This is a genomic window from Methanobrevibacter sp. (assembly GCF_045646045.1).
In the GTDB taxonomy this organism is placed as follows: Archaea; Methanobacteriota; Methanobacteria; order Methanobacteriales; family Methanobacteriaceae; genus Methanocatella.
In genome coordinates this window covers 1-22,627 of sequence record NZ_JAZRJY010000011.1, presented here as the reverse complement: position 1 = coordinate 22,627, position 22,627 = coordinate 1, and the positions used below count along the sequence as shown (strand labels likewise).

Here is a 22,627-nt window from a genome sequence, read left to right as displayed (position 1 = left end):
TTAAGTTTAACTTATATAAAAGATTATTATTCTTATTTAATCATATTATGGGATTATGGATGTTATTTTTAAAAAAATAGTGATTTTTATCAAATCTAAAAAATTGCTTTAATTTTTAAATTTTGTCTTAAAAAAGTAGAAATTTCTAATCAAAGATAAAATATATATAAGAATTTAAAGTAATTTAATATTGTTAGACCTTAATTAATAGTACCTTATTTCAGCGATTTTTTTAAAGCTAAAAAAGGGTTTTTAATTAATTTAACTATTGATTAAATGTATTTAGAACTTATATTAATATAATTGCGAGTAGTTAGATGATAGAAGACAATATACGAATGCTTAGACAAGCAGCCAGAATTACATCCGATGACGAGCCGATTGACAACGATATTTGGTGTGTTATTGCAGGCAACGTCGATTTAATCGATGATATTGCGTATAAAGCAATTGCGTCTAAGAATAGTGTAAAGATTCTATTTAGGGAGCATGTTGTATTAAATGAAGGAAAAATTACTAAAAAATATGATTTCATCATGTTGTATGGTAATTTCAGAGTGATTGAGAACCTTGGAAAGGTTTCTACTTCTCAGGGTGGGGCATTTATTAAAGTCACTCATTATTATTTAAACAAAGAAGAAAATCTTATGGTTTTTGTTGCTCCTGAAGACAAAATAAAAGAAGCTGTCAAAATTATAGAAAAATCAAGAATTCCGTTTGCGATTTTACAAGAATCACAGACGACTGGGGTAATTGATGTCGGTATAAATGACAGTGTTAAACTACCGGGATTTGTTAAATCTGCTTTAAAACCATTTTATAATGCGAATGAGGTTGTTTTATCCACAATACTTATTTCAGTTGAAAATGATAAAGACGTTGAAAGGGTTCAAAGTATTGCTACATCTAATAAAATATTTGTTATAGATTTTAAAGATATTATAACGGAGGATTAGTCATGAATATTTTCGGAAATGATGAGGAAGAACAAGAAGTTGTTGATACCAGAGTTATTAGTAACAGTTTGGGGATAGATTTAGGAACTTTAAACACAGTTATAGCTAAACCATCAGGTGACAAATTTGATTTATACCAAATTCCATCTGTTGTTGCAGTTAAAAAAGATGATCCAAGTGAAGTCTTAGCTGTCGGTGAAGAAGCTAAAAAAATGTTAGGAAGAACTCCTGAAGATATTCTTGCAGTCAGACCACTTAAAAAAGGTGTAATTGAAAACGTTGTACAAGCACAAGCTTTACTTATTAAAGCAATGCAAATTGGTATTAACGAAGGAGAACGTGTTGGAAGAATTGTTATTGGTATTCCTGGTGATGCATCCGAAGTAGAAAAAAATGCAGCTGAAGAAATTGGAAGAAAAGCAGGTGCACAAAATATTCTTGTAATCAGTGAAGGTCTCGCAGCAGCTATTGGAGCTGGACTTCCTATAGCAGAACCAAATGGTACAATGGTTGTCGATATAGGTGCAGGTTCAACTGATATTGTAATCATTTCCCTCGGTGGTATTAATGATATTGAAACCGTAAGATGTGGTGGAGATGACGTTGATAACAAAATAGTAGAACTTGTTGCAGAAAAATACGATGTAGCAATTGGTATTCATGATGCAGAATCTGCAAAAATAGAAGTTGGAATGGTGCACTGTTCAGAACAACTCGAAAACTTAAGTGTAGAAGTAATCGGAAAATCTTTAGAAACTAACAGACCTAAAAAAGTAGTAATTGACTCAATGCTTGTAGCGGATGCAGTCGAACCGTTCATGCAGGATATTGTTGTTGGTTTGAATATTATTTTAGAAAGATTATCTCCTGAACTGATGATGGGTGTATATAACAATGCTGTTGCAGTTGGAGGAAGTTCCAAACTTCGTGGTATCAAACAAAGAATTTTCGATGAAATCGGTATTCCAATCGAAATATCTGAAGATCCAATGACTGTTGTTGCAAAAGGAACTGCTATTGTTGCAGCAGAACCACTTGCATTAGAACCGGAAGTACGTTTAAGAGCAATGAAATAATTTTAATTAATTATTTCACTTTTTTTTACTTTTTTTTGATTAATATGGATATTTTAGGCATTGATGAGGCAGGACGAGGTTCTGTTTTAGGCCCACTTGTTATTGCTGGCGTTGTAATCGATAAACGCAAGGAATCTATTTTGGATAATATGGGTGTTAAAGACTCTAAAAGATTAACGCCTCAAAGAAGAGAAGTTTTAGCACGCAAACTTAAAAAAATGTTTGAATGGGATACGGTAATTTATTCAGCACGCGATATTGATAACTTAAGAGCTCAGGGTGTTAACTTAAATGAAATTGAGCGAAAAGGAATGCAGGAATTAATAGAAAAACTTGACTTTGACCAGGCTATTGTTGACGCTGTTGATGTAAAGCCTCAAAGATTTCAGGATAAACTTGCTCATGCCACAGGTAAAAATGTTAAGGCAGAACATAAGGCAGATGATACATATATTGAAGTAAGTGCAGCTTCAATCATAGCTAAACAAACTAGGGATGAGGCAATAGCACAAATCAATAAAAAATTTGAAGATATTGGGGGCATTGGCTCAGGTTATCCTTCAGACCCTACAACTAAAGAATTCCTGTCAAATTATACTTATAATGAAATGCCGGATTTTGTTCGAAAGTCCTGGTCCACAATTGCAAAATTGAAAACTGTTCAGACTACATTAATATAATAGCTATTTTTAAGTATATGAAAATATATATTAAACTTATAAATGATTATTTTATAAACAATTTAGTAGAGGAAAATTATGATTATTGAGTATATCTCGCCAATCTTTAATGGTATAATGGATATTTTTACTCAGGGAGGAATTATAACATATATAATTCTTTTCATAGGTATTTATGGTCTTATTATTGCCATTAGAAAGATTGCTTATCTTAAAAAAATTAGTCGTGTAGACACCACTGAAATTTTCGGTGTTGTAACTGCATCTATGGAAAGGGGAGGAGCTGTTGAAGCATTAAAGCAGATTAATAGGTTTAAAAACCCTGTTTCCCGTATTATTTCTGAAACTTTAAAAATAGGTTATAAAAATAAAACTGAAGTTGAAGAGAGTATGGAACAGATTTTTATTGTTGAAGTCGCAAAGATGACTAAAGGTTTAAACACTATTAAAACTATTACTGAACTCGCTCCTTTCATCGGGTTAATTGGTACTGTTATCGGTATCTGGATGACTTTTAAATCTTTAGGTGTAAATCCAAATTCTGCTGCAATGGCTGAAGGTATTTATGTAGCACTAACTACCACTATTATGGGGTTGTTTGTTGTTATTATTCTTTTACCGATTTATACTTATATTCAGGGGCTCATTGAAGCGGAAATGGATAAAATTGAACTTGCTACAAAAATGACCAATTGGGGATTTGCTGTAGTTAAAGTAAGAGTGGAAGCTAATGTGGAATGTGCTGTTGCAGCACTTCAGGAAGCAGAAGGTGTTGTTAATACAAGATTAATTTCAGATCCTTATGCTAATATTAAGGTTTCCTTTAAGCCAAGTATGTTGGATAAAAGTATTTCCAACATTATTTTGGAAAAATGTAATGTGAATGCTGAAATTACTGAAAGTAAATTGAGACAATAAAGTGGTTATTATGGCAATCGATGTTAAATCTTATAAAAAAAGGTATTTAACGGACCAAAAGCCTAATATTAATTTGGTTCCATTTATTGATATTTTATTTACAATAATGATTTTTCTAGTTGTAACAAGTAATTTCGCAGCTGTTGATTCACCGAGTAACACTGCTACTGATAGTGGGGCTACCGGTAAACCTAATGTAACTGATACTTCAGGAAATGCTGAATATTATATTGTGCCTGTTGCTAACCTGCACAAGGTTACCGTTAATGGTGTCGATAGATCAGATGCCATTTCAGGTGGTGCTGTTGGAGTTCAGGCGAAAGTTATGGATGAAGGACAAATATCGATTAAGCCGGGAGAAATTATTATTGTCACTCCTAATGGAATTTCTCCTCAAGATGCTGTTCAACGTCCAAGAGTATAATTTGGGAGAGATTCTATGTATACGGGCAGGATTTTATCAATTGGAATGAATAGTGATGGAAAACCATTTGCTGCATACAGGGTATCTAGCAGATCATTTCCAAACAGACAATGTTTGAAATTTGATACCAGAGCACCTGTTGTTCCAAAAGAAGGTTTTGAGAAGGATATTTACAAAAATACCTATATTGCTTATAACAGTCTTCGTATTGTTGGCGATACTGCAATCATATCAAACGGTTCTCATACTGACGTTATTGCAGATAAAATCTCTTTAGGAATGAATATTAAAGATGCATTGGCTTATTCATTGCTTACAATGGATTATGAAAAAGATGATTATAACACTCCAAGAATTGCTGGTGTTGTAACATCTTCAGACAAAAAAGATGAATATGAATGTTATATTGGAATTGTTAACGATAAAAAATTGTTAGTTGAAGAAGTACCTTATGGTGAAGCTGCATTTATATCTACATATGGTAGTCAGGCACCTGACCCTGTTGAGTTTACTGCAAAAACTGCAACAGAGGCTGCTAAATTTATTTTTGATGAAGGTACTTTTGCAGATTATGAAAAACCGGTCACTTCTTGTGCTACTGTTTTTGATGGAGAATGGGCAATAGATGTCTATAATCCATAATTTTTTTATTTTTTTTTAAGATGATACTATGGAAATCAAATTAATTGGCTTAGAAGGTATTCCTTTAGTTAAATCTGGAGATAATATTGGTGAAGTCATTAAAGAATCTATTTTGGAAATGAATTATGATTTGAAAGATGGAGATATTATTTTAATAGCAGAGACTTTAATTTCAAAAGCAGAAGGAAATATCATTGAATTGGATAAAATTACACCATCCGAAAAAGCATTTGAAATAGCGGAAATTTGTAAAAAAGATCCTAAGCTTGTTGAAGCCATTCTGGATAATTCGACAGAAGTTGTTGAAGTCGGCCCTAATTTTATTATTACAGAGACTAAACATGGTTTTGTTTGTGCAAATGCGGCTATTGATGAGTCTAATGTTGATGATGGACTTGCTACGCCAGTTCCTGAAAATCCTGATGAATCTGCTTTAAAAATTAGAGAATTTTTAGAATCAGAATTTAATAAGGATTTGGCTGTTATTATAACAGACACTCAGGGAAGAGCTTTTAGGGTAGGTGCTATTGGAACTGCTATTGGATGTAGTGGTATTGATCCTTTATGGGTCAGAATTGGTGAAAAGGATTTATATGGTCGTGAATTGGAAACAACTGAAATTGCAACTGCTGATGAATTGGCCAGTGCGGCTTCGTTAATTATGGGTCAGGCTGATGAAGGTTTTCCTGCAGTTATTGTTTCCGGGTTCAGCGCTTTTAATCATTTAAGAAATACCGGTTCCGATATTAAGCCATTACTCAGGCCAAAAGAATTTGATGTATTTAGGAAATAGTGATATTATGATTACTGTTTTATCTGGGGGTACAGGTACTCCAAAATTATTGCAAGGTATTAAAGAAGTTGTTGATACAAAAGATTTGGCGATTATTGTTAATACTGTTGAAAACAATTATTTTTCAGGCGTTTATGTTTCAGCAGACATTGATACTGTATTATATACAATGGCTGACATGATTAATGATGAGTTGTGGTATGGTGTTAAAAATGATACATTTGTCACTAATGAAAGACTTGCCGAATTATCATCTCCGGAGTTGCTTAGAATAGGGGATATTGACAGAGCTACTAAAATACAAAAGACTCTTTTAATGCAAACGCATAGTCTTGAAGAAAGCGTTGATATTCAAAGAAGACATATGGGTATAGACTCAAAAATTATCCCCATGAGTAATGAGCAATCAGATATTAAAATAATTACCGATATCGGTGAGCTGGAATTTCATGATTATTTAATAAAACATCAATGCCAGCCTGAAGTGGAAGATGTAATTTTTTCAAATGTTTCACCTGCCGAGAGTGTAATTGATACAATTAAAAATTCAGACATGGTAATAATCGGACCGTCAAATCCAATCACATCAATATTACCAATACTTTCTCTTGAAGGAGTTAAAGATGCTTTAAAAGAGACCCATGTTGTGGCTGTATCGCCGATAATTGGTAATGATTCAGTTTCAGGTCCAGCATCTAGTTTTATGAAAGCTTTAGGTATTGAAGTATCCTCAATTGGTGTTGCCAAGTTGTATAAGGATTTTTTAGATGTAATGGTAATTGATGAAAAAGATGAAAATTTAAAAGATACTTTAGGCGAAATTATTAATAAAGTAATAATTACAAATACAATAATGAATAGTTCAGATGTCAAAATTGATTTGGCAAAAAAAATCTTGGATGGCATCGTATAATTTAGGCGGTAATGTTAATGATACAAATGACATTAATACAAATTGATAATTATGGTCCTTGGACCGTCACTCCAAGGCCACGTACAGAATCAGATTTACAAATGTTACAAGCAAGTTTATTTGCAGATTTAAACAACCACTTTGGGAATAAAAAGGGTTTGGTTTTCTTTACAAGATTTGATAATTTACTTGCTATTTCAAATGGTTTAAATGAGGAAGACCATTTAAGAATTCAAAGATCAATTAGAAACAGATATCCTATAACCATAAGTATGGGTGTTGGAGCAGCCGAAACTCCTCATGAAGCTCAAAGATTAGCTACCATAGCTCTTCAAAATGCAGGCAGTGCCCAATCCGGTGAAAGAAAAGAAATTTTAGCTATTGACAGTTTGGTATCTGAAGAAGACAGTTTTGTTCAGGCTGCACACATTGATATCAATAGTGTAACTGAAACATTAACTGATATAGAATCAGCATTTGATACTAGTTTTATGGTAAATAAAGCTCAACATTATTTAATGACTAAATTAATTAAAAAAGGAGCTCTCTTATTCTTTATTGGTGGAGATAACTTTATGTCTCCATGTAACGGATTATCTGAAGAAGAAATCAAAGAAATTTTATGTGAAATTGATGAAGAAATCGGTATCGGCCTTAAAGCAGGAATTGGAAGAGGCAAAAATGCTGAAGATGCGGCATACATGGCTGATATTGGTCTTGAAGAAATTCGTGACCGTAACAATGAACCTTGGACTTGGGTTGTTGAAAAACTGGAATAGGGGGATTTTAAATAAAAGTAGTTGCACCAATGGCTGGAATAACAAATGCTGAATTTTTAAATAGGGTTATTCCATTTGGTTTTGATGTAGTTACTTTAGGTGGATATAGTTTGGATGAAAAGACTATTGAAGCATCACGAAAAATAATTGAAAGAGGAAGAAAAGAATTTCATTTTGAATTGGATGAGATTATTCCTCATATAGAAAAAGAAGTAAATCTGATTAAAAAAGCCTATCCTGACATACGTGTCAGTGCAAATGTACGATCAACTACTGCCGAACCAATAATTGAAGCTTCTAAAATAAGTGACTTGGATATTATAGAAATTAATTGTCATTGCCGCCAGGAAGAAATAACGGCTATTGGTTGTGGTCAGGAGATGTTAAAGAGACCAGATTTTTCTGATTACATATCTCAAATTGTTGATAACTCAAAAAGTGAAGTGTCTGTTAAAATAAGGGGAAATGTCCCTGATATCGATACTTTGGAAGTTGCAAAGATAATTGAAGATGCAGGTGCCACTTACTTGCATCTGGATGCAATGGACCCAAATGTTTTTGATGCAGACTGGGAATTGCTGGAAAATGTTTGTAATAATACGAATATTAAAGTGATAGGAAATAATTCAATCGATTCTGCTGAAAAAATAAGGAAAATGTATCGATGTGGAGTTTACGGCTTTTCAATAGCTCGTGCAGTAATTTCGGGAACTCTAAATTTCGATATTTCTAATTTTTAAATCAAAAGTATTATTAACATTCAAGATTATATTTATTATTAGTATATGCAATAGGTGAATTTTTTATGAATTTTATAACTCTTAAAAACATTACAAAATCATTTAATGGTGTGGATGTTTTAAAAGATATTAACTTAACTATCGAAGAAGGGGAGACCTTAGGTATTTTAGGACGTAGTGGTAGTGGTAAATCTGTTTTAATTAATATGCTTAGGGGAACAAAAGATTATTGGCCTGATTCAGGTAAAGTATTAATTAATGTTGCTGTATGTCCTAATTGTTTAACTATAGAATCACCTTCAAAAGATGGAGAAAAATGTAGTTGTGGTTGTGATTTAGCAGTTCAGGAAGTTGATTTCTTTAACTGTGATAGAAAATTATTCGCAGCTATTAGAAGAAGAATATCCATCATGTTACAACGTAACTTCGCATTGTATGATGAAGAAACTGTAATTGAAAATGTAATGAGGGCTATTGGAGACCGCATGCCATATGAGGAAGGTCTTTACAGGTCTTTAGAATTATTGGAAATGGTTCAGATGAACCACCGTATTACACACATCGCACGTGATTTAAGTGGTGGGGAAAAACAGAGAGTAGTGCTTGCAAGGCAACTTGCTAAAGATCCAATGCTCTTTTTAGCAGATGAGCCGACAGGTACTTTGGACCCTCAAACTGCAGTAAAACTTCACCACACTTTAAAAGAAGGTGTTAAGGATGAAGGAATCACAATGCTTATCACATCTCACTGGCCTGAAGTCATGGTAGAACTTGCAGATAAGGTAGTGTGGCTTGAAAATGGTGAGATTAAAGAAGATGGAGAACCTGAAACTGTTGTAGACAACTTCATGGCAACTGTACCAATTCCAGAAAAACCTGAAATTCCTGAATTTGGTGAACCTGAAGTAGTTTTAGAGGATGTTAAAAAACATTACTATTCCATTGAAAGAGGTGTTATCAAAGCGGTTGACGGTGTTTCTTTAACTATCAATAAAGAAGAAATTTTCGGTATTGTAGGTTTAAGTGGATCCGGAAAAACCACCACAACAAGAATGTTAATGGGATTAACTGAACCAAGTAGCGGAGATATTAAAATCAAACTTGGTGATGAATGGATTGACATGACAAAAGTAGGTCCTCTTAATCGTGGACGTATCATGCCATATATTGGATTATTACACCAGGAATATTCACTATATCCTCATAGGAATATTTTAGGTAACTTAACTGATGCTATCAGTTTGGATTTACCTGCTGAATTTGCTAAAATTCAAGCTATTCACTCATTGACCACTGTAGGTTTTGATGATTCAACAGCAGCATCTATTTTAGAAAAATATCCTGATGAATTAAGTGTGGGAGAAAAACATAGGGTAGCTCTTGCACAGGTACTTATTAAAGAACCTAAACTTGTAGTATTGGACGAGCCTACGGGAACAATGGATCCTATTACTCGTGTAGTTGTTACAGATTCAATTTTAAAAGCACGTACTGAATTAGAACAAACATTTATTATCATTTCTCACGATATGGACTTTGTATTGGATGTTTGTGACAGAGCTGCTTTAATGAGAGGAGGAAAATTATTGGATATTGGTACTCCCGAAGACATCGTTAAACAACTCACACCAGACGAAAAAGAAGATATGCTTAAAAGAGAATAATTCTCTTTTATTCATTTAATATTTTTTTTATTTTCTGCCAGTTAGGGCAATTTTTATCCATCAGCATTTTAAATTTTTTAGAATGATTAAATTCAATCAGATGACATAATTCATGAATAAGAACATATTCCAAACATATTTTTGGTTTTTTAGCTAAATTCAAATTAAGTGTAATCACTTTATTCTGTTTACAATTACCCCAATTCTTCATTTTCCTTATTTTGATTTCACGGGGTTTTTTGCCAACAATATCTGTACATTTATCATAGATATTATCAATTTCTCTTTGAAGTTCTGTCCGATAAAAATTTTCTAATGTTTTCTGTCTGTTTTTCATTTTGCTTCGCTTAGAAACGGGAAGATAAATGGTGTTTTCTTTTACAAAAGCAGTTTTGATGTTATTTGCTATCAATTGGAGACTATACTCTTCCCCCCATAGCAGATGCTTTTCACCATTAACATATTTTAAAGCGGGAACGTAATTTTTATTGGCTATTTGTGTTTGTTTTTCTAAAATCCAATCCATTTTAGTGTTAATAAAATCGATAATCTGTTCATCACTAACAAAATATGGTGCAGAAATTTTAACACTACCTTCAGGAGGAATAACGCGAAGATACATGTTTTTAATATTTTTTCTCTGAATGATTACATTAATTCCATTTATTTCCATTAGTGTACCTCAGAATCATAATTAATTATTCTTATCAGTTAATTTAAGTTAATTAAATAATATGCAACAAAGCATTGGTTTGGCCAATATATAAATAATCTCAATTAATGATATGTAATTTTTGAATACTTGTAATTTTTGATGAATAACTGCTTTTTTACAAAGTATTATATATTGTCATTAAGAGATATTATCATATTATATTTATGGTGATTTATTATGACTTGGGAAGATGCACCGTCTCATATATGTAGGGGTGGAGATGTTAGGGGACTTGCTTTTTGCTGCCCTCCAATCAAACCGTGCCCTATTTTAAATGCATTAGAAGAGGTAAACTTAACTCCTCAAGAGTATATTGAGATTAAAACAGAGTTTGGCAGACAGACAAGATTAGGTGAAGGTGCCGGTACTTGTTTTGGATCATTAATTTGGTGTTGTAAACCGTCCAAACCTTGTCCTTTGAGAGACATGACTCTAAGAAATATGGGTATGAGTTATGATGAGTATGAAGATTTGAAAAAAGAGCTTTCTGAAAAGTTGATTGGTGTTCAAAAACCGGAACCTGATGCAAAAGCAGAAGCACTTGCCGAAACATTCAACATTTCAAAAATTGAGGCTATGAAAGTCTTAACTGATTGTAATAATGATTTAAGACGTGCTGTTAGTGTTCTTAAAGCACAATCTTTAGAAGATTCTGATTAAAATGGATTGGACTGCTCTCTATTTAAAAACTTCTGGATTAAATGTGTTTATTTTAGGGACTGGCGAAGTTGCAACTAGAAGAGCAAATAAATTTTTAGATCATGGGGCAATTGTAAAGCTTGCGGGCAATTCTATCGGTGAAGAACTGCTAAGCAAAGGAGCTATGTTGCACCCAACAGATGAAGTGGATGAGCTGGTTGGCTGGGCAGATTTGGTCGTAGTGGCTAGCGGGGATAAAGAGTTATCGGATTATGTTTCCAATATTTCTCAAAATAAACTGGTTAACCGTGCAGATTTCCCAAATGATGGGGATATAATTGTTCCAACAAGTTTCAATATTGGAGATATTCAAATTTCTATTTTTACTAATGGTAAAAGTCCATTGATGGCAAGACAATTGAGAAAAAGAATACAGTCCATTATAACTGAAGAGGATATTCTGGAAATAGAACTTCAGGACTATTCACGTTCACTTTTAAAAAAATACATTCCTAATCAAAAAGATAGGAGAGATTATTTATATAAAATATTTGAAGATGAGAATATTCAAAATTTAATCCAATCTGGAGAAATAGATGAAGCAAAGGCTGTTATTTGTGAATTAATAATGAGGGATTTTAATGATACTTAATTTGAGGGTTGATCATAAAATTGCAGATATTCAATCTATGGAAAATATTTCAAAAGAAATAGATGAATTATTCTGGAAATTGCAGGAAAAGTATTCCATTAATGAATATATTGAAATTTCCACATGTAATCGTAAAGAATATTATATTCACAATGATAATATTTCTTTGGATGAAGAACTGTTGTCTCATGAAAATAAAAGCATTATCATTGAATATGGTGGAGTATCAGTAATGCATCTTCTCAGGATGACTTCTGGTTTGGAGTCAATGATTGTTGGAGAAGACCAAATTTTGGGTCAGGTAAAGGATGCTAAGGCCAAAGCTTCAAAAGATCATCACTGCGGAAAATCTTTAGATTTAATTTTTACAAAAGCCATTCATGTAGGTCAGGTCGTTAGAAATAAAACTAATATTAATAAGGGTTCTGTTTCCATTGGTTCTGCAGCAGTTGATTTGGCGGAATCTCATTTGGGGGATTTGACAGGCAAATCTGTTCTGGTCATTGGTGCCGGTAAAATGGGTAAGTTGGTAGCTAAAGCTTTGGCTGAAAAAGATTTGCATGCTATTTTTGTTGCAAACAGGACATTTTATGTTGCTGTTGAACTTGCTGAGGATTTGGATGGTACTGCTATTTTATTTTCACAGCTTGACGAATATTTAAAAAATGCTGATTTGGTAATCAGTGCAACCAGTGCACCCCATTCAATCATAACTAAACAAAGGCTTGAAGGCATCGGTTTTAAAAATTGTGAGTTAATGATGGTTGATATTGCAAATCCTCGTGATATTTCAGATGATGTTAAAGAAATTGGGGTTAAATTATTCAATATTGACGATTTACGTGAAATTGCAGATTATAATACTAAGCTTCGTGAGAAGGAATTTGATGAAGCGGAAATCATCATCAAAGATGAGTATGATTTACTTAAAAATTCCTTTAAAATAATGGAAGTTGAAGATTTACTATCAAGTTTAAGGACATCTATGGAAGAGATAAGACAACGTGAAACTAAAAAAGCATCTTCAAAGTTGACTCATGTAGATGGAAGTAGCAAAATTCTCAATAATCTAACAAATTCGATTGTTAATAAAATATTTTTTGACATTTCACAAAACTTAAAACAGGCCGCTGCCGATGAAAAAACAGACATACTGGAAGCAGCAGAATACATTTTTGATTTTAAGAAGGAATAGCTTCCCGACCACATAACGCCATTAATCTGGTTATAAACAACAATATGATAGGGTTTATAAAGAATGATAGTATAAATTCAATGAAATGAAATGTTTCAAAAATACCTATATTAAAAACACATGAATATATTACGTTCATACTTATTGCTCCAATTAAAATTAAAAAGAAACTTTGTACAATTCCTATTTTGGAATATAACTTAAGTATTCCAATAATATCGAATCCTGAAAGGAATTTGCTTCCATTCAGTGCTTTATAAATTGGATATCCAAAAAGTAATAAATAGATAATTAGTATTGAAATAAAAATTAGTATTTGGATTGTTGTAGAAACCCATGATTCTCCCAAACTTTCAGAGATTTTATTCATTGCTAGAGCCACATAAACATAAACTAATAAAGTAATAGTTTCTGAAAAACCTTCTTTTATTAGATTAGGGAAGTTTCTGATAATTGGTGGGCGGTTGTGTCCTTCAATTGTTTCTTTAATAATCATATATCTATATCCTTCTTCAATTAATACTATTATAGCTCCAATAACAATTATAAGGACAAGTAATACAGGATTGTCGCTATATAATTCTTCTGAAGTTGAAGCAATGCAGAGAATAATGCCTAATAGAACAATAGATTTCCAATCTCTAAAAGTATATTTTGCAGCATCTTTAATTTGACTAATAAATTTCATTCAAACATTCCTTTGACGTCATTAATTTTAATTTTACTGGATTTTAAAGCATATTCTATATCGCCCATATCAATAATTGTATTTTCATTAGCTATTGCATGATGTAATGCTGTTTTAAGCAATTTCTCTTTAATATCTCTTCCGGACATATTTTTAGATATTTTAACTAATTTTTCAATATCCAAATCACAATCTAGGGGCAATGTTTTAATATTTATTTCAAATATTTCTTTTCTTTCATTTTCTTCGGGGAGTTTAAACTCAATTTCTTCTTCAAAACGGCTTCTGACAGCATTATCGAGTGAAGAGGGGTTGTTTGTAGCACAAATTGTTATAACTGATTTGTTTTCATTAATTCCATCCATTTCAGTTAAAAGTGCATTGACAATTTCAGAAACATCTCCCCTTAATGCTTGATATGATCTGTGAAGGGCTATTGCATCAATTTCATCAATAAAAATTATTGATGGAGAATTTTTAGAAGCTTTTTCATATAAATCGTGTATTTTGGATGCGGCATCGCCAACATGCTCTCCGATTAATGATGTTGCTTTAATCAAATACAGGGGAACATCAACTTCTCCCGCAAGCCCTTTGACAAGCATGGTTTTACCCGTACCCGGGTGGCCGTAAAATAAAACATTTTTTGGAGCCCAATCGCCAAATACTTCAGGTTCTTTTAAGAATTTTTCAATAACTTTAATCTTATTCTTTGCATTAATCTGCCCAACAACGTCTGAAAGTTTTATGTTGGTTTTAGCTGATTTAAGATTGTTATTTTTGTCCTTTTCAATAAGGATATTGATTTTGGTATTTTCTGTTATTATTGAATTTTCAGGTTTAACAGATATTACTTTAAATGCAAAATCGGGGATGATTTTTTGATCAAAAAGATATGAGTTACTATTAACTTCCATACCTAACCACTGGTCTCGGGCATACTGCTCAAATAGACTTTTATCAGTAATTTCTAAAGTGTTTTCCATTAATTCAAAGTCAAAAGGATATCCTGCAGTTTTTAAAACAACACATTCTGCGTTATTTTTATTTTCAGTAGAAAAAATAGAGGATTTTTGGCTTTGGCCTTTGGATTCACTTTTTTTAGAATTATTTTTCAAAAAATCACCAATTTTAAATATTTATAATAACATTCTTAATATATATTATCATATTATTTAAAATTTTGGAGTTAATATTGATGAGTTTCAGAAGACTTCGGGTCATTTTCATGACTCCTTTTTACATGCTTTTTGAATATTTTTTATTGAAGTATCTGTTCATGTTATTCTATCCCTTGGATAATTTGACTTTGCTTTCAATAACAATCCTTTTGGGAATAATGCAAATCACTCCAATGTTTTTCGAAGAGAAAAAATCCAGATTTATAACACGATTATTATCAGAGATTTTCGCTATCTGGGTGTGGGCATTATTAATGTTTTTCATGGTCATTATTGTTATTTATGCAGTAAGATATTTCTTTAACTTAAATCTGACTGTTTTATTGCTGATTGTGCCGTTGGTTGGAGTTTATGCTTATCATAAAGCACACAAATTAGTTGTCAATGAAAAAACTTTAAAATTGGATAATTTAAATAAGGAAGTAAATATTGCACACCTATCTGATGTTCACTTTGGTTCAGTCAGACATAAGGAAATTATAACTCAACTAAGGGATACTCTAATGGAGGTATCAAAAACCTGTGATGCTGCTATAATTTCCGGAGATTTGGCTGACGGTTCGTGTATTGTAAATGAGGATGATTTTATGGCTCTGAAGGATGTGGATATGCCAATAATTTTTACTCCAGGAAATCATGATTACTATATCCGAATTGAAGATGTAATAAAAGCATGTAAAAAAGCGGGAATTATTGTTTTGGACAATGAATCTCTAGTAATTGGTGATTTAAATTTTTATGGTTTGTCCTTTAGTTTTGGTGATATTGAAACGCCTACTTCTGAAGAACTGAAAAGTGAGATAAAATCCGATAAAACTAATATAATCATTTATCATGTTCCACGCAAATGGAGTAAACACTCAAAAATGGGCTTTGACATACAGCTTTCAGGTCACACTCACGGAGGTCAATTCTATCCTGTAAAATGGATTTCAGAAATAGTTTTTAAATATAATATGGGATTATTCCAGGATAATTTGGGCCATTATCTGAATGTAACAACTGGAGTAGGTTCAATGGACCAGCCATTAAGGTGGGGAACAGACTCCGAAGTTGTAATATTAAAATTAAAGAAAAATTAAATCATACTTTCATATAATTCTTTCATTTTCAATGCATCAATATCTCTAAGTGGAGTTTCACAGATAATATTTGCATTCCAACCATTATCTATTAGATTTGCAAGCAAATCTTCAATTTGAGGGCCATATTCATCACTTTCATCTAAAGTATGATGTTTAACCTCGCCGGCATGGCTGTATTCGATAGTTGTAAAATGACAATGCAGGCGGTCAATATCCAATTTATTTTCGATTGTTGAAAAGATGCAGTTATAATCATCTTTTTTGGTTAAGTAACCTCTTCCGCGAGCATGGATATGTGCAAAGTCAATTGTTGGCTCAAAATGGTCAAAACTGGCACATAACTCAACAATTTCTTCTATATTTCCTTGTTGTGTTCTTTTGCCGGTGGTTTCCGGTGCAAAAGTAAAGTCTTCAATGCCTTCTGCTTCAAGTTCTTCAAATAAACGATTAATGGTTTGTTTGGAAACTTCCATTGCCTTGTCCGGTTTTTGATTAGTATAAAATCCAGGATGGAAAACAAGCCTATAGGCGCCCATCCATTCACCGGCACGTGCAGTAGCTATTAAATGGCCAATACTTTTATCTATTTTTTCACTTTCACGAGCACATAAATTAATGTAATATGGGCCATGCATTGAAATTAAAATATCAAATTTCTCCGATTCCTCTTTTAATATTCTTGCAGATTTTTCACCAATCCTAACTCCATATGGGGATTGGTATTCATAAGAGTCAAGTCCAATTCTTTGAATATATTTCGGAGCTTTATATGCTGCTCCCTTATAATTGACAGGACTTCCTGCAGGTCCAAAAAATACTTTATTTTTCATTTAAATCCTTATATTATAAAAAAAGAAAATTGGGGGAATTATAATATTCCCATTGCTTTGTTGGTTTTAGCTATTGATTTTTCGTTATCACTTTCCATTTCTAAAAGTGCACGAATTGCATCAATATTTTCAGGTACTACATCAGATTCCTGGTGAACTGCTTGCATGTAGAATAATTCATTTCCTACGACATTAATGGATTCTCTCCATACTGGTATTTCGTATAAATCATTTCTACTTCTACCTAATTCTTTAGCATATTCCATTAATTCGGCTGTTGATCCAAGACCTTCAGCAGCATCAACAACAATAACTCTTGAACGTTTTTCTAAAGCTTCAACAATTTCTTCGGTTTCCACATTGTTATTAATTTCAACCATAATGTTGTGTTGGTGCATTAAAGTAGTAGGAACGAGTAAAGCCATTGTAGTAACATCTATACCTTCCATAACGGTTTTTACATCTGGACCGTGGTGGGATGGTACTTTTGGAGGGTTAGGCACAATAGCATTAATTGGACCTTTTTTAATTTCAGATGGGTCTGATCCTCTTCTAACCATCACTGCCCTAACTTTTTTAATGTCTGCTATTGGGTCAATAGTGGATAAAGTACGGGTAAGGCCTGTTGTGTTACAGGATACTACCCTAGTATAATCTGCACCGTAAGAATCATCATAATTAGAAATGGCATTGAATGAAAGACCTGTTAATTCATGGTCTTCCCCACCCTGATAGATAGCTTTAACACCAGCTTTTTTATACATTTCAAGGTTTTGCGGACCAATAGTTCCTGGAGTACAGTCAACAACAACATCTGCTTCTTGAATCATGTCTTCAACAGTACCTGCAATTTCAATTCCTGCATCTTTAAACATTTGTTCTCTTTCAGGAATTCCAATGTATAAAGGATAACCTTTTTCTTCGACTGCAGTTCTTGCTTCGTAGTTTGGTCTAGTTTTACTTACACCAATTACTTTCATATCGTCTTGAGCTGCTACAGCATCAGCAACTCTTTTTCCTATAGTTCCATATCCATTAATTGCAACAGATTTCATTTTAATCCCTTTAAAAATTTAGAATTTAATTTATGAGTAAACTTTTATTTTTTTAATTATATATAATTTGATATTTTAAATTAATTTCTCCTATCCATTTAAATTTTAATGATTATTGGAGATTTTTTTCTATTTTTTTTCTAATTGACCTTATTATTTAAATACTATTATAAATATATTTTAGTAATGACTCTCTTTTGGAGTTTTTTTATAATTAATTAAATGGAGGAAAAAACATGGATTTAGGTGAAATATTAAAAGATTCATTAGCATATCCTATAAACAACATTAAATCATTAATAGTCTATGGTATTTTAGGTATTATTGTTGGTATTGTTGTTGGAAGTTCATTTGTAGGTATGGTTATTTCTATTAATGGCGGTAAAGTTGTTGAAACTTTAGCTTCAGGATTTATTGGATTTATTGTTGCTCTTTTTGTTGGATTTATAGTTTCCGGTTATCAATTGGACATTATTAAATTCGGTATTGAAAGAAGAAATGACGGCCCTAGTTTTGATGTAATGAGACAATTTTTCAATGGTGTAAAATTATTTGTTGTATCTTTAGTTTATTACATTATTCCATTAATTATTGTCGCAATTTTAGGTTTATTCTTACAAAACTGGATCATGGCTATAATAACATTTATATTATTCGTCATCTTCGCTTTAGCTCAATTTATGGCTCAATGCAGATTAGCAAAAACTGAAGATTTGGGTGTGGCTTTAGCAATTGGTGATGCAATTGGCGATATTTCAAGAGTTGGTATTCTCAGACTTTTATTATTCATTATTATGGTATTTTTAATAGCTTTCATATTATTCTTTATATGTGCACTTATCATGAGATGGAATAATACTGTTGGTGGAATACTAATGGGATTCATTGGTGTTTATGTCATGTTCTTTTCTGGTAGAGCATCTGGTTTATTATATTCCGACGTATAATTAAACCATTCTTTTTTTATTTTTTTGATACTATGAAACGAGTTTTTAAATTTATAGAAAAATATTTTTTTATAATAATTTTATTGGCTGTTGCTGTTGCATTAATTTATCCAAATTCATTTAAATGGGTTTTGAATACTTATAATGGAATTAACATATTAAATTTACTTTTAAGTTTAGTTCTTTTCACTATGGGTACGACGTTAAAAGCAGATAATTTTATACGAGTTTTTAAACGCCCTAAAGAAATAGCTATTGGGATTTCTGCACAGTATATAATCATGCCTCTATTGGCACTTTCTCTTGCTAGTTTATTTAATCTGGATGCTGCATTAACGGCAGGACTTGTTCTAGTTGGAACCGTTCCTGGAGGAACTGCATCTGATGTTATAACTTTTCTTGCAAGGGGAGATTTGGCGCTATCAGTGTCATTGACTGCTGTTTCCACGGTTATATCTCCAATATTAACTCCATTAATAACATTAATATTAATTGGAAATCAGATTTCCTTCAATCCAACTGAAATGTTTATATCAATTGTAGAAATAGTTATTATTCCAATTGCATTGGGATTACTTTTAAATTATAAATTTCCGGATTTCTGTGAAAAATTAAAGGATTATCTTCCTGCATTGTCTTCTATTGTTATTTGTTTGATTATTGCAGGGGTTATAGGTGCAAATAAGCAGGCAATTTTCTCATCTTCAATGATAATTATCCTCGTTGTTATATTGCAATATTGTTTGGCAATGTTAATCGGTTTTGTTATAGGGTATTTATCCGGAATGAATAAAAAGCAAATTATTACCATAGCTATTGAGCTTGCGTTTCAAAATTCAGGTTTATCCACAGGTCTTGCAAAAACGCATTTTTCCAATTTGGCTTTGGCAACGGTTCCAGGTGCGCTATATTCAGTATGGCAGAATTTGGCCGGGTCAGTTATTGCTTATGTTTTAAACAAATATCATGATTAAATTCTCTTCAATTATTTTTAAAAACCCTTGCATTAAAATTGATGTGGGATGATATGTTTGTGAATTATGGTCTGAGTAATTAATTTAATCGGACATTAGTAAAAATGGTGATTTTTTCTACAGTTTAATGTAGTAGATAAAAAAGAAAAATAGTGAGGATTCATTCTACATTGAATCCTGCTTCTTCAACGGCTTCTTTAATATCGTTTTCAGATACCTTATCAGCATCTAACGTAATTTTAGTAATTCCAGAGTCTAAATCTGCTTTTGCATCTTCAATTCCATCAACATCAGTTAATGACAATTGTACAGCATTTACGCAGGAAGGACAGTGCATTCCTACAACTTTAATTTCTTTTTCTTCCATTGCCATAATTATTTTCTCCATTTTATCGATGTTAATATCTTTTTAGTTTGACTAATATAAACTTTAAGTTTTACTAAATCAGTATGTTGACTACAAAACTCATTAGTGTACTTATTGCACATAGTATTATGAAAATGATTTTCACCATGTTGTCTTCTCCACATTCTAAAATCATTTCTATCAACTCCAGAATATAGGTATACTCCCTATGGTATAGGTATAATTTTAAAAAAAATTAAATTCTAGAATAATATTCTAAAATTGTTGAGATATCGCCTAATGCATCATCAACATTACCATCATCGATAGCTCCTTTAACGCAATGCTCCAAATGTCCTTCTACAATAATGTGTACAACTTTATGTAGTGCTGATTTAGAGGCATTAACCTGCATTAGAATCTGTTCACATGGAATATCTTCATCAATCATACGATCAATTGCATTAATCTGACCGATGATTTTTTTAAGTCTTCTATGTAAATTTTCACTATCCATACATTCTTTCAAAATATCACAACCTATACCTACTAGGGTATATGGATTTTATAGTATATAAAGATTATCTAAAAGAAATTTAAAAAAAATAAAAAAAGAAGAAAAAAGCATAAATCTATGCTTGATTTTCCATTTCTTCAAATTTAGCTGGGAAATATGTATCTACAACATATTCAAGCCCATATTTTGAGAAAGATTGCTGTTCTGCTTTCTTACCGATTTTGAGCATTTTCTTAATTTCAGTTTGCCAGAAATCAGTTTTATACCTTGGGTCTTTGGAAAGCTCTTTTAATCTCATAACGTCGACATCTTTAAGTTTATCGGTCGGTAAATCATAATTGATAATATCAGACGCAGTTACTCCAATAAATTTAGCATCAGGTGTTGCTAAATCATGATTAACGTGAGCTAATTTTGCACTTCCGGAAATAATAACCTGTGCAATGTGGGATCCCCAAGGGTCTCCGTCGTTACAGATGTAAACTGGTAATTCAAGTTCCTGGTTAACTCTTTTAATGAATCTTCTTGTAGCACGGGCAGCTTGTCCTTTGAGCCCTACAATTAATGTATTGAATCTTTTGTGAGCATTTTCCTGCACTAACCTGTGGAACATCCCCATGGTTTCCACAGCCAATACTTTATCTACATTATGGTCGAGGAATTCAACCTGATCGATTGTAGGAGAAATTGTATAACCTGACTTTCCAACTTTTGCCGCATTAATTTCCACTTCATCAAAAAGAGTGATGTCTCCGTAAACAGATGCACCGTCTTCCTCAGGCATTAGTCCTAAATCTTCACGAGTGGTACCTAATGTAACTTCCAAGTCTTCTCCAACAATGTTTGATTCCTGCTGGGTTTTAAAACTTATTCCCCAACCTTCGGAAACATAATACATTTCCCTGATGGTAGCTGTTTTTTCTCTTGCAACCAAATCTTTACAGAAATTAGCAACATAAACCATTTGACCTAATTTTCTGATTTGTTTTACATTACCAAGAGACCTTCTACCATATCTGTCTCCTAAAACATAGTATCTTTTAGCATCATCATATACAATGTTTCCAGTACCTCTTGAAGGAACTCTAATTGAAGGGACTTTTTGTTTTTCTATTTCTTCAATAATTTCTTCACCTAAACCTTTTAACTTGTTAAAAGTGTACTCTTTTCTGAGTTCTTTATGTGATTTACCTTCTTGTTTAATTTCAGCCATTTAATCACCTATTCTTCAAAATCTCCTTCATCTTCGTCTTCTTCTTCATCGAAGTTGAGGTTACTATGTTCTTCATCAACTGCATATCCATGTTCATCAAGTTCTTCCATGATGATTGCATCAAGTTCTTCTTCTTCCTCTTCTTCCTCAACTTTTTCACCGAGCAATTCTGCAAGAGCTCTTTTGGTTACTTTAGCAAGGACTTCCTGGTATTCAGGAACACCTGTTTCACCAAGTTTTGCAGCTTCTTCAATAATAACAGGTACATATTCTTCAAATACTTTTGAACGTTTTTCTTTTTCTTTAGCAGCTCTTTTTTGCCTAATATGTTTTTGAAGTTGACGAGCTAATTTCATTGTAGCTTGTCTGATTTCCTGAACAATTTCAGGTTCTGGGGAAACACTTTGTTTACCTGTTGAGAGGTATGGAACTTGAGTTGAAATAATATTGACAAATAAAGTTAATGGAGTATTGTCCATATCTTTAAGACCATAACGTTTCCAGTCAATACTTTTTAATGCTTCAGTAATAGCACAGCTTCCTGCATCAAAGGTTAATGGAACTCTGTTAGCAAATCTCATAATTTCAGATTTTCTCTGTTCATTAACTTTTCTACCGGAATTTCCACCATAAGCCAATCCTGCCTCAATAATAAATGAGACACCTCCTGCATAGGTTACAGGTTTTCTGGTTATTGTGGTTACAAATTCAGGTTTAAGGATTTGTTTCATACCTTTTTCGATTTGTTCTGATCCGATTGGTATAAGGCCGTCAGTTGGAGGAGCCATGAATTTCATTTTCTTGAAACAATGTACAATAGCTTCGGCTTCTGGGAAAGTCATTGCTTTTGGACGTTTGTTCATGTCAATTCCAGTTGCTTCAGCGATTTCATCCACTCTTTTGTTAGACATCCTTGTCATTGAAGAAGTTAACATACTTTTATATCTTCTACTGTCGGTGTTTTTAGCCATTGTCATTAAGTCATCAGCACTTACACCTTTTGGG

26 protein-coding genes are annotated in these 22,627 nt (G+C 32.5%); 17 read left to right on the top strand and 9 right to left on the bottom strand.

The features are described 5' to 3' along the window. The first annotated feature begins 317 nt into the window (after positions 1-317). The 11 genes from ACKI5C_RS00800 to atwA all read left to right on the top strand — a co-directional run bounded on the left by ACKI5C_RS00800 (position 318) and on the right by atwA (position 9,585). Positions 318-956, top strand: coding sequence for a hypothetical protein (locus ACKI5C_RS00800; protein ID WP_407431072.1), 639 nt, complete (start codon positions 318-320; stop codon positions 954-956). A gap of 2 nt (positions 957-958) precedes the next feature. Continuing rightward, on the top strand, positions 959-2,032 hold the full coding sequence (locus tag ACKI5C_RS00795; RefSeq protein WP_296794532.1) for a rod shape-determining protein: 1,074 nt from the start codon (positions 959-961) through the stop codon (positions 2,030-2,032). Between the two features lie 44 nt (positions 2,033-2,076). Next, positions 2,077-2,712 (top strand): ribonuclease HII, encoded by a 636-nt coding sequence (gene rnhB, locus ACKI5C_RS00790; RefSeq protein ID WP_407431070.1) that lies wholly within the window; start codon positions 2,077-2,079, stop codon positions 2,710-2,712. Positions 2,713-2,790: 78 nt separating this feature from the next. Further along, positions 2,791-3,630, top strand: a complete 840-nt coding sequence (locus ACKI5C_RS00785) for a MotA/TolQ/ExbB proton channel family protein (protein ID WP_407431068.1) — start codon at positions 2,791-2,793, stop codon at positions 3,628-3,630. A gap of 10 nt (positions 3,631-3,640) precedes the next feature. Beyond that, positions 3,641-4,054: an ExbD/TolR family protein gene (locus ACKI5C_RS00780; protein WP_407431066.1), complete on the top strand. Its 414-nt coding sequence runs from the start codon at positions 3,641-3,643 to the stop codon at positions 4,052-4,054. Positions 4,055-4,069: 15 nt separating this feature from the next. Next, the gene (locus tag ACKI5C_RS00775) at positions 4,070-4,696 is read left to right on the top strand and encodes an IMP cyclohydrolase (protein WP_407431064.1); all 627 of its coding nucleotides are present in this window, start codon (positions 4,070-4,072) and stop codon (positions 4,694-4,696) included. 28 nt (positions 4,697-4,724) lie between these two features. Beyond that, a complete protein-coding gene (locus tag ACKI5C_RS00770; protein ID WP_407431062.1) occupies positions 4,725-5,489 on the top strand; it encodes a coenzyme F420-0:L-glutamate ligase in 765 nt (254 codons plus the stop codon). A 7-nt stretch (positions 5,490-5,496) separates the two neighbouring features. Next, positions 5,497-6,402 (top strand): 2-phospho-L-lactate transferase, encoded by a 906-nt coding sequence (gene cofD, locus ACKI5C_RS00765; RefSeq protein WP_407431060.1) that lies wholly within the window; start codon positions 5,497-5,499, stop codon positions 6,400-6,402. 17 nt (positions 6,403-6,419) lie between these two features. Continuing rightward, entirely contained in the window at positions 6,420-7,181 is a 762-nt protein-coding gene (locus ACKI5C_RS00760; RefSeq protein WP_407431058.1) for a GTP cyclohydrolase III, read from the top strand. Positions 7,182-7,210: 29 nt separating this feature from the next. Then, positions 7,211-7,921, top strand: coding sequence for an MJ0144 family RNA dihydrouridine synthase-like protein (locus ACKI5C_RS00755; RefSeq protein ID WP_407431056.1), 711 nt, complete (start codon positions 7,211-7,213; stop codon positions 7,919-7,921). A gap of 65 nt (positions 7,922-7,986) precedes the next feature. Beyond that, positions 7,987-9,585, top strand: coding sequence for a methyl coenzyme M reductase system, component A2 (gene atwA, locus ACKI5C_RS00750; RefSeq protein WP_407431054.1), 1,599 nt, complete (start codon positions 7,987-7,989; stop codon positions 9,583-9,585). 7 nt (positions 9,586-9,592) lie between these two features. Here the strand turns inward: atwA and ACKI5C_RS00745 are convergent, their stop codons facing one another. Continuing rightward, the gene (locus ACKI5C_RS00745; protein ID WP_407431052.1) at positions 9,593-10,258 is read right to left on the bottom strand and encodes a M48 family metallopeptidase; all 666 of its coding nucleotides are present in this window, start codon (positions 10,256-10,258) and stop codon (positions 9,593-9,595) included. Between the two features lie 219 nt (positions 10,259-10,477). Between ACKI5C_RS00745 and ACKI5C_RS00740 the strand changes: the two genes are divergently transcribed. The 3 genes from ACKI5C_RS00740 to hemA are packed head-to-tail and all read left to right on the top strand — an operon-like array spanning position 10,478 to position 12,786. Beyond that, positions 10,478-10,960 (top strand): methanogenesis marker 9 domain-containing protein, encoded by a 483-nt coding sequence (locus ACKI5C_RS00740; protein WP_407431050.1) that lies wholly within the window; start codon positions 10,478-10,480, stop codon positions 10,958-10,960. 1 nt (position 10,961) lies between these two features. After that, positions 10,962-11,591 carry a bifunctional precorrin-2 dehydrogenase/sirohydrochlorin ferrochelatase gene (locus tag ACKI5C_RS00735; protein WP_407431048.1) on the top strand — a complete coding sequence of 210 codons (630 nt, stop codon included), beginning with the start codon at positions 10,962-10,964 and terminating at the stop codon, positions 11,589-11,591. Continuing rightward, a complete protein-coding gene (gene hemA, locus ACKI5C_RS00730; RefSeq protein WP_407431046.1) occupies positions 11,581-12,786 on the top strand; it encodes a glutamyl-tRNA reductase in 1,206 nt (401 codons plus the stop codon). Before ACKI5C_RS00735 ends, hemA begins: the two co-directional genes overlap by 11 nt. Here hemA and ACKI5C_RS00725 read toward each other — a convergent pair. Both ACKI5C_RS00725 and ACKI5C_RS00720 read right to left on the bottom strand, forming a co-directional pair. Further along, the gene (locus ACKI5C_RS00725; protein WP_407431044.1) at positions 12,773-13,474 is read right to left on the bottom strand and encodes a DUF4013 domain-containing protein; all 702 of its coding nucleotides are present in this window, start codon (positions 13,472-13,474) and stop codon (positions 12,773-12,775) included. The two genes, hemA and ACKI5C_RS00725, sit on opposite strands and share 14 nt — an antisense overlap. Then, the gene (locus ACKI5C_RS00720) at positions 13,471-14,592 is read right to left on the bottom strand and encodes an AAA family ATPase (protein ID WP_407431042.1); all 1,122 of its coding nucleotides are present in this window, start codon (positions 14,590-14,592) and stop codon (positions 13,471-13,473) included. The genes ACKI5C_RS00725 and ACKI5C_RS00720 overlap by 4 nt, the downstream gene beginning before the upstream one ends. A gap of 80 nt (positions 14,593-14,672) precedes the next feature. Here ACKI5C_RS00720 and ACKI5C_RS00715 point away from each other — a divergent pair, with 80 nt between their 5' ends. After that, positions 14,673-15,737 (top strand): metallophosphoesterase, encoded by a 1,065-nt coding sequence (locus ACKI5C_RS00715; RefSeq protein WP_407431039.1) that lies wholly within the window; start codon positions 14,673-14,675, stop codon positions 15,735-15,737. On the opposite strand, the gene ACKI5C_RS00710 is transcribed toward ACKI5C_RS00715, so the two are convergent. Further along, complete coding sequence (locus ACKI5C_RS00710) at positions 15,734-16,570, bottom strand: TIM barrel protein (protein WP_407431037.1); 837 nt, start codon at positions 16,568-16,570, stop codon at positions 15,734-15,736. The two genes, ACKI5C_RS00715 and ACKI5C_RS00710, sit on opposite strands and share 4 nt — an antisense overlap. A gap of 38 nt (positions 16,571-16,608) precedes the next feature. Then, positions 16,609-17,625 carry a phosphorylating glyceraldehyde-3-phosphate dehydrogenase gene (locus ACKI5C_RS00705; RefSeq protein WP_407431035.1) on the bottom strand — a complete coding sequence of 339 codons (1,017 nt, stop codon included), beginning with the start codon at positions 17,623-17,625 and terminating at the stop codon, positions 16,609-16,611. Positions 17,626-17,861: 236 nt separating this feature from the next. On the opposite strand from ACKI5C_RS00705, the gene ACKI5C_RS00700 reads away from it, so the two are divergent. Together ACKI5C_RS00700 and ACKI5C_RS00695 are read left to right on the top strand one after the other, a co-directional pair. Next, on the top strand, positions 17,862-18,572 hold the full coding sequence (locus tag ACKI5C_RS00700) for a DUF4013 domain-containing protein (protein ID WP_407431033.1): 711 nt from the start codon (positions 17,862-17,864) through the stop codon (positions 18,570-18,572). 32 nt (positions 18,573-18,604) lie between these two features. Further along, complete coding sequence (locus ACKI5C_RS00695; RefSeq protein WP_407431031.1) at positions 18,605-19,546, top strand: bile acid:sodium symporter family protein; 942 nt, start codon at positions 18,605-18,607, stop codon at positions 19,544-19,546. Between the two features lie 160 nt (positions 19,547-19,706). On the opposite strand, the gene ACKI5C_RS00690 is transcribed toward ACKI5C_RS00695, so the two are convergent. From ACKI5C_RS00690 to ACKI5C_RS00675, 4 genes are all read right to left on the bottom strand, one after another. Next, positions 19,707-19,934: a heavy-metal-associated domain-containing protein gene (locus ACKI5C_RS00690; protein ID WP_407431029.1), complete on the bottom strand. Its 228-nt coding sequence runs from the start codon at positions 19,932-19,934 to the stop codon at positions 19,707-19,709. Between the two features lie 214 nt (positions 19,935-20,148). Then, on the bottom strand, positions 20,149-20,421 hold the full coding sequence (locus ACKI5C_RS00685; RefSeq protein ID WP_407431027.1) for a metal-sensing transcriptional repressor: 273 nt from the start codon (positions 20,419-20,421) through the stop codon (positions 20,149-20,151). A gap of 103 nt (positions 20,422-20,524) precedes the next feature. Further along, the gene (locus tag ACKI5C_RS00680) at positions 20,525-21,622 is read right to left on the bottom strand and encodes a DNA topoisomerase IV subunit A (protein ID WP_407431025.1); all 1,098 of its coding nucleotides are present in this window, start codon (positions 21,620-21,622) and stop codon (positions 20,525-20,527) included. Positions 21,623-21,630: 8 nt separating this feature from the next. Continuing rightward, positions 21,631-22,627 (bottom strand): DNA topoisomerase VI subunit B (locus ACKI5C_RS00675; RefSeq protein ID WP_407431023.1); only part of this gene is annotated, 997 nt, incomplete at its 5' end.

Excerpts from the sequence above, each read along its gene's own strand:
- ACKI5C_RS00800 (WP_407431072.1), top strand. The coding sequence starts at position 318 with ATGATAGAAGACAATATACGAATGCTTAGACAAGCAGCCAGAATTACA.
- ACKI5C_RS00795 (WP_296794532.1), top strand. The coding sequence starts at position 959 with ATGAATATTTTCGGAAATGATGAGGAAGAACAAGAAGTTGTTGATACC.
- rnhB (WP_407431070.1), top strand. The coding sequence starts at position 2,077 with ATGGATATTTTAGGCATTGATGAGGCAGGACGAGGTTCTGTTTTAGGC.
- ACKI5C_RS00785 (WP_407431068.1), top strand. The coding sequence starts at position 2,791 with ATGATTATTGAGTATATCTCGCCAATCTTTAATGGTATAATGGATATT.
- ACKI5C_RS00780 (WP_407431066.1), top strand. The coding sequence starts at position 3,641 with ATGGCAATCGATGTTAAATCTTATAAAAAAAGGTATTTAACGGACCAA.
- ACKI5C_RS00775 (WP_407431064.1), top strand. The coding sequence starts at position 4,070 with ATGTATACGGGCAGGATTTTATCAATTGGAATGAATAGTGATGGAAAA.
- ACKI5C_RS00770 (WP_407431062.1), top strand. The coding sequence starts at position 4,725 with ATGGAAATCAAATTAATTGGCTTAGAAGGTATTCCTTTAGTTAAATCT.
- cofD (WP_407431060.1), top strand. The coding sequence starts at position 5,497 with ATGATTACTGTTTTATCTGGGGGTACAGGTACTCCAAAATTATTGCAA.
- ACKI5C_RS00760 (WP_407431058.1), top strand. The coding sequence starts at position 6,420 with ATGATACAAATGACATTAATACAAATTGATAATTATGGTCCTTGGACC.
- ACKI5C_RS00755 (WP_407431056.1), top strand. The coding sequence starts at position 7,211 with ATGGCTGGAATAACAAATGCTGAATTTTTAAATAGGGTTATTCCATTT.
- atwA (WP_407431054.1), top strand. The coding sequence starts at position 7,987 with ATGAATTTTATAACTCTTAAAAACATTACAAAATCATTTAATGGTGTG.
- ACKI5C_RS00745 (WP_407431052.1), bottom strand. The coding sequence starts at position 10,258 with ATGGAAATAAATGGAATTAATGTAATCATTCAGAGAAAAAATATTAAA.
- ACKI5C_RS00740 (WP_407431050.1), top strand. The coding sequence starts at position 10,478 with ATGACTTGGGAAGATGCACCGTCTCATATATGTAGGGGTGGAGATGTT.
- ACKI5C_RS00735 (WP_407431048.1), top strand. The coding sequence starts at position 10,962 with ATGGATTGGACTGCTCTCTATTTAAAAACTTCTGGATTAAATGTGTTT.
- hemA (WP_407431046.1), top strand. The coding sequence starts at position 11,581 with ATGATACTTAATTTGAGGGTTGATCATAAAATTGCAGATATTCAATCT.
- ACKI5C_RS00725 (WP_407431044.1), bottom strand. The coding sequence starts at position 13,474 with ATGAAATTTATTAGTCAAATTAAAGATGCTGCAAAATATACTTTTAGA.
- ACKI5C_RS00715 (WP_407431039.1), top strand. The coding sequence starts at position 14,673 with ATGAGTTTCAGAAGACTTCGGGTCATTTTCATGACTCCTTTTTACATG.
- ACKI5C_RS00710 (WP_407431037.1), bottom strand. The coding sequence starts at position 16,570 with ATGAAAAATAAAGTATTTTTTGGACCTGCAGGAAGTCCTGTCAATTAT.
- ACKI5C_RS00705 (WP_407431035.1), bottom strand. The coding sequence starts at position 17,625 with ATGAAATCTGTTGCAATTAATGGATATGGAACTATAGGAAAAAGAGTT.
- ACKI5C_RS00700 (WP_407431033.1), top strand. The coding sequence starts at position 17,862 with ATGGATTTAGGTGAAATATTAAAAGATTCATTAGCATATCCTATAAAC.
- ACKI5C_RS00695 (WP_407431031.1), top strand. The coding sequence starts at position 18,605 with ATGAAACGAGTTTTTAAATTTATAGAAAAATATTTTTTTATAATAATT.
- ACKI5C_RS00690 (WP_407431029.1), bottom strand. The coding sequence starts at position 19,934 with ATGGAGAAAATAATTATGGCAATGGAAGAAAAAGAAATTAAAGTTGTA.
- ACKI5C_RS00680 (WP_407431025.1), bottom strand. The coding sequence starts at position 21,622 with ATGGCTGAAATTAAACAAGAAGGTAAATCACATAAAGAACTCAGAAAA.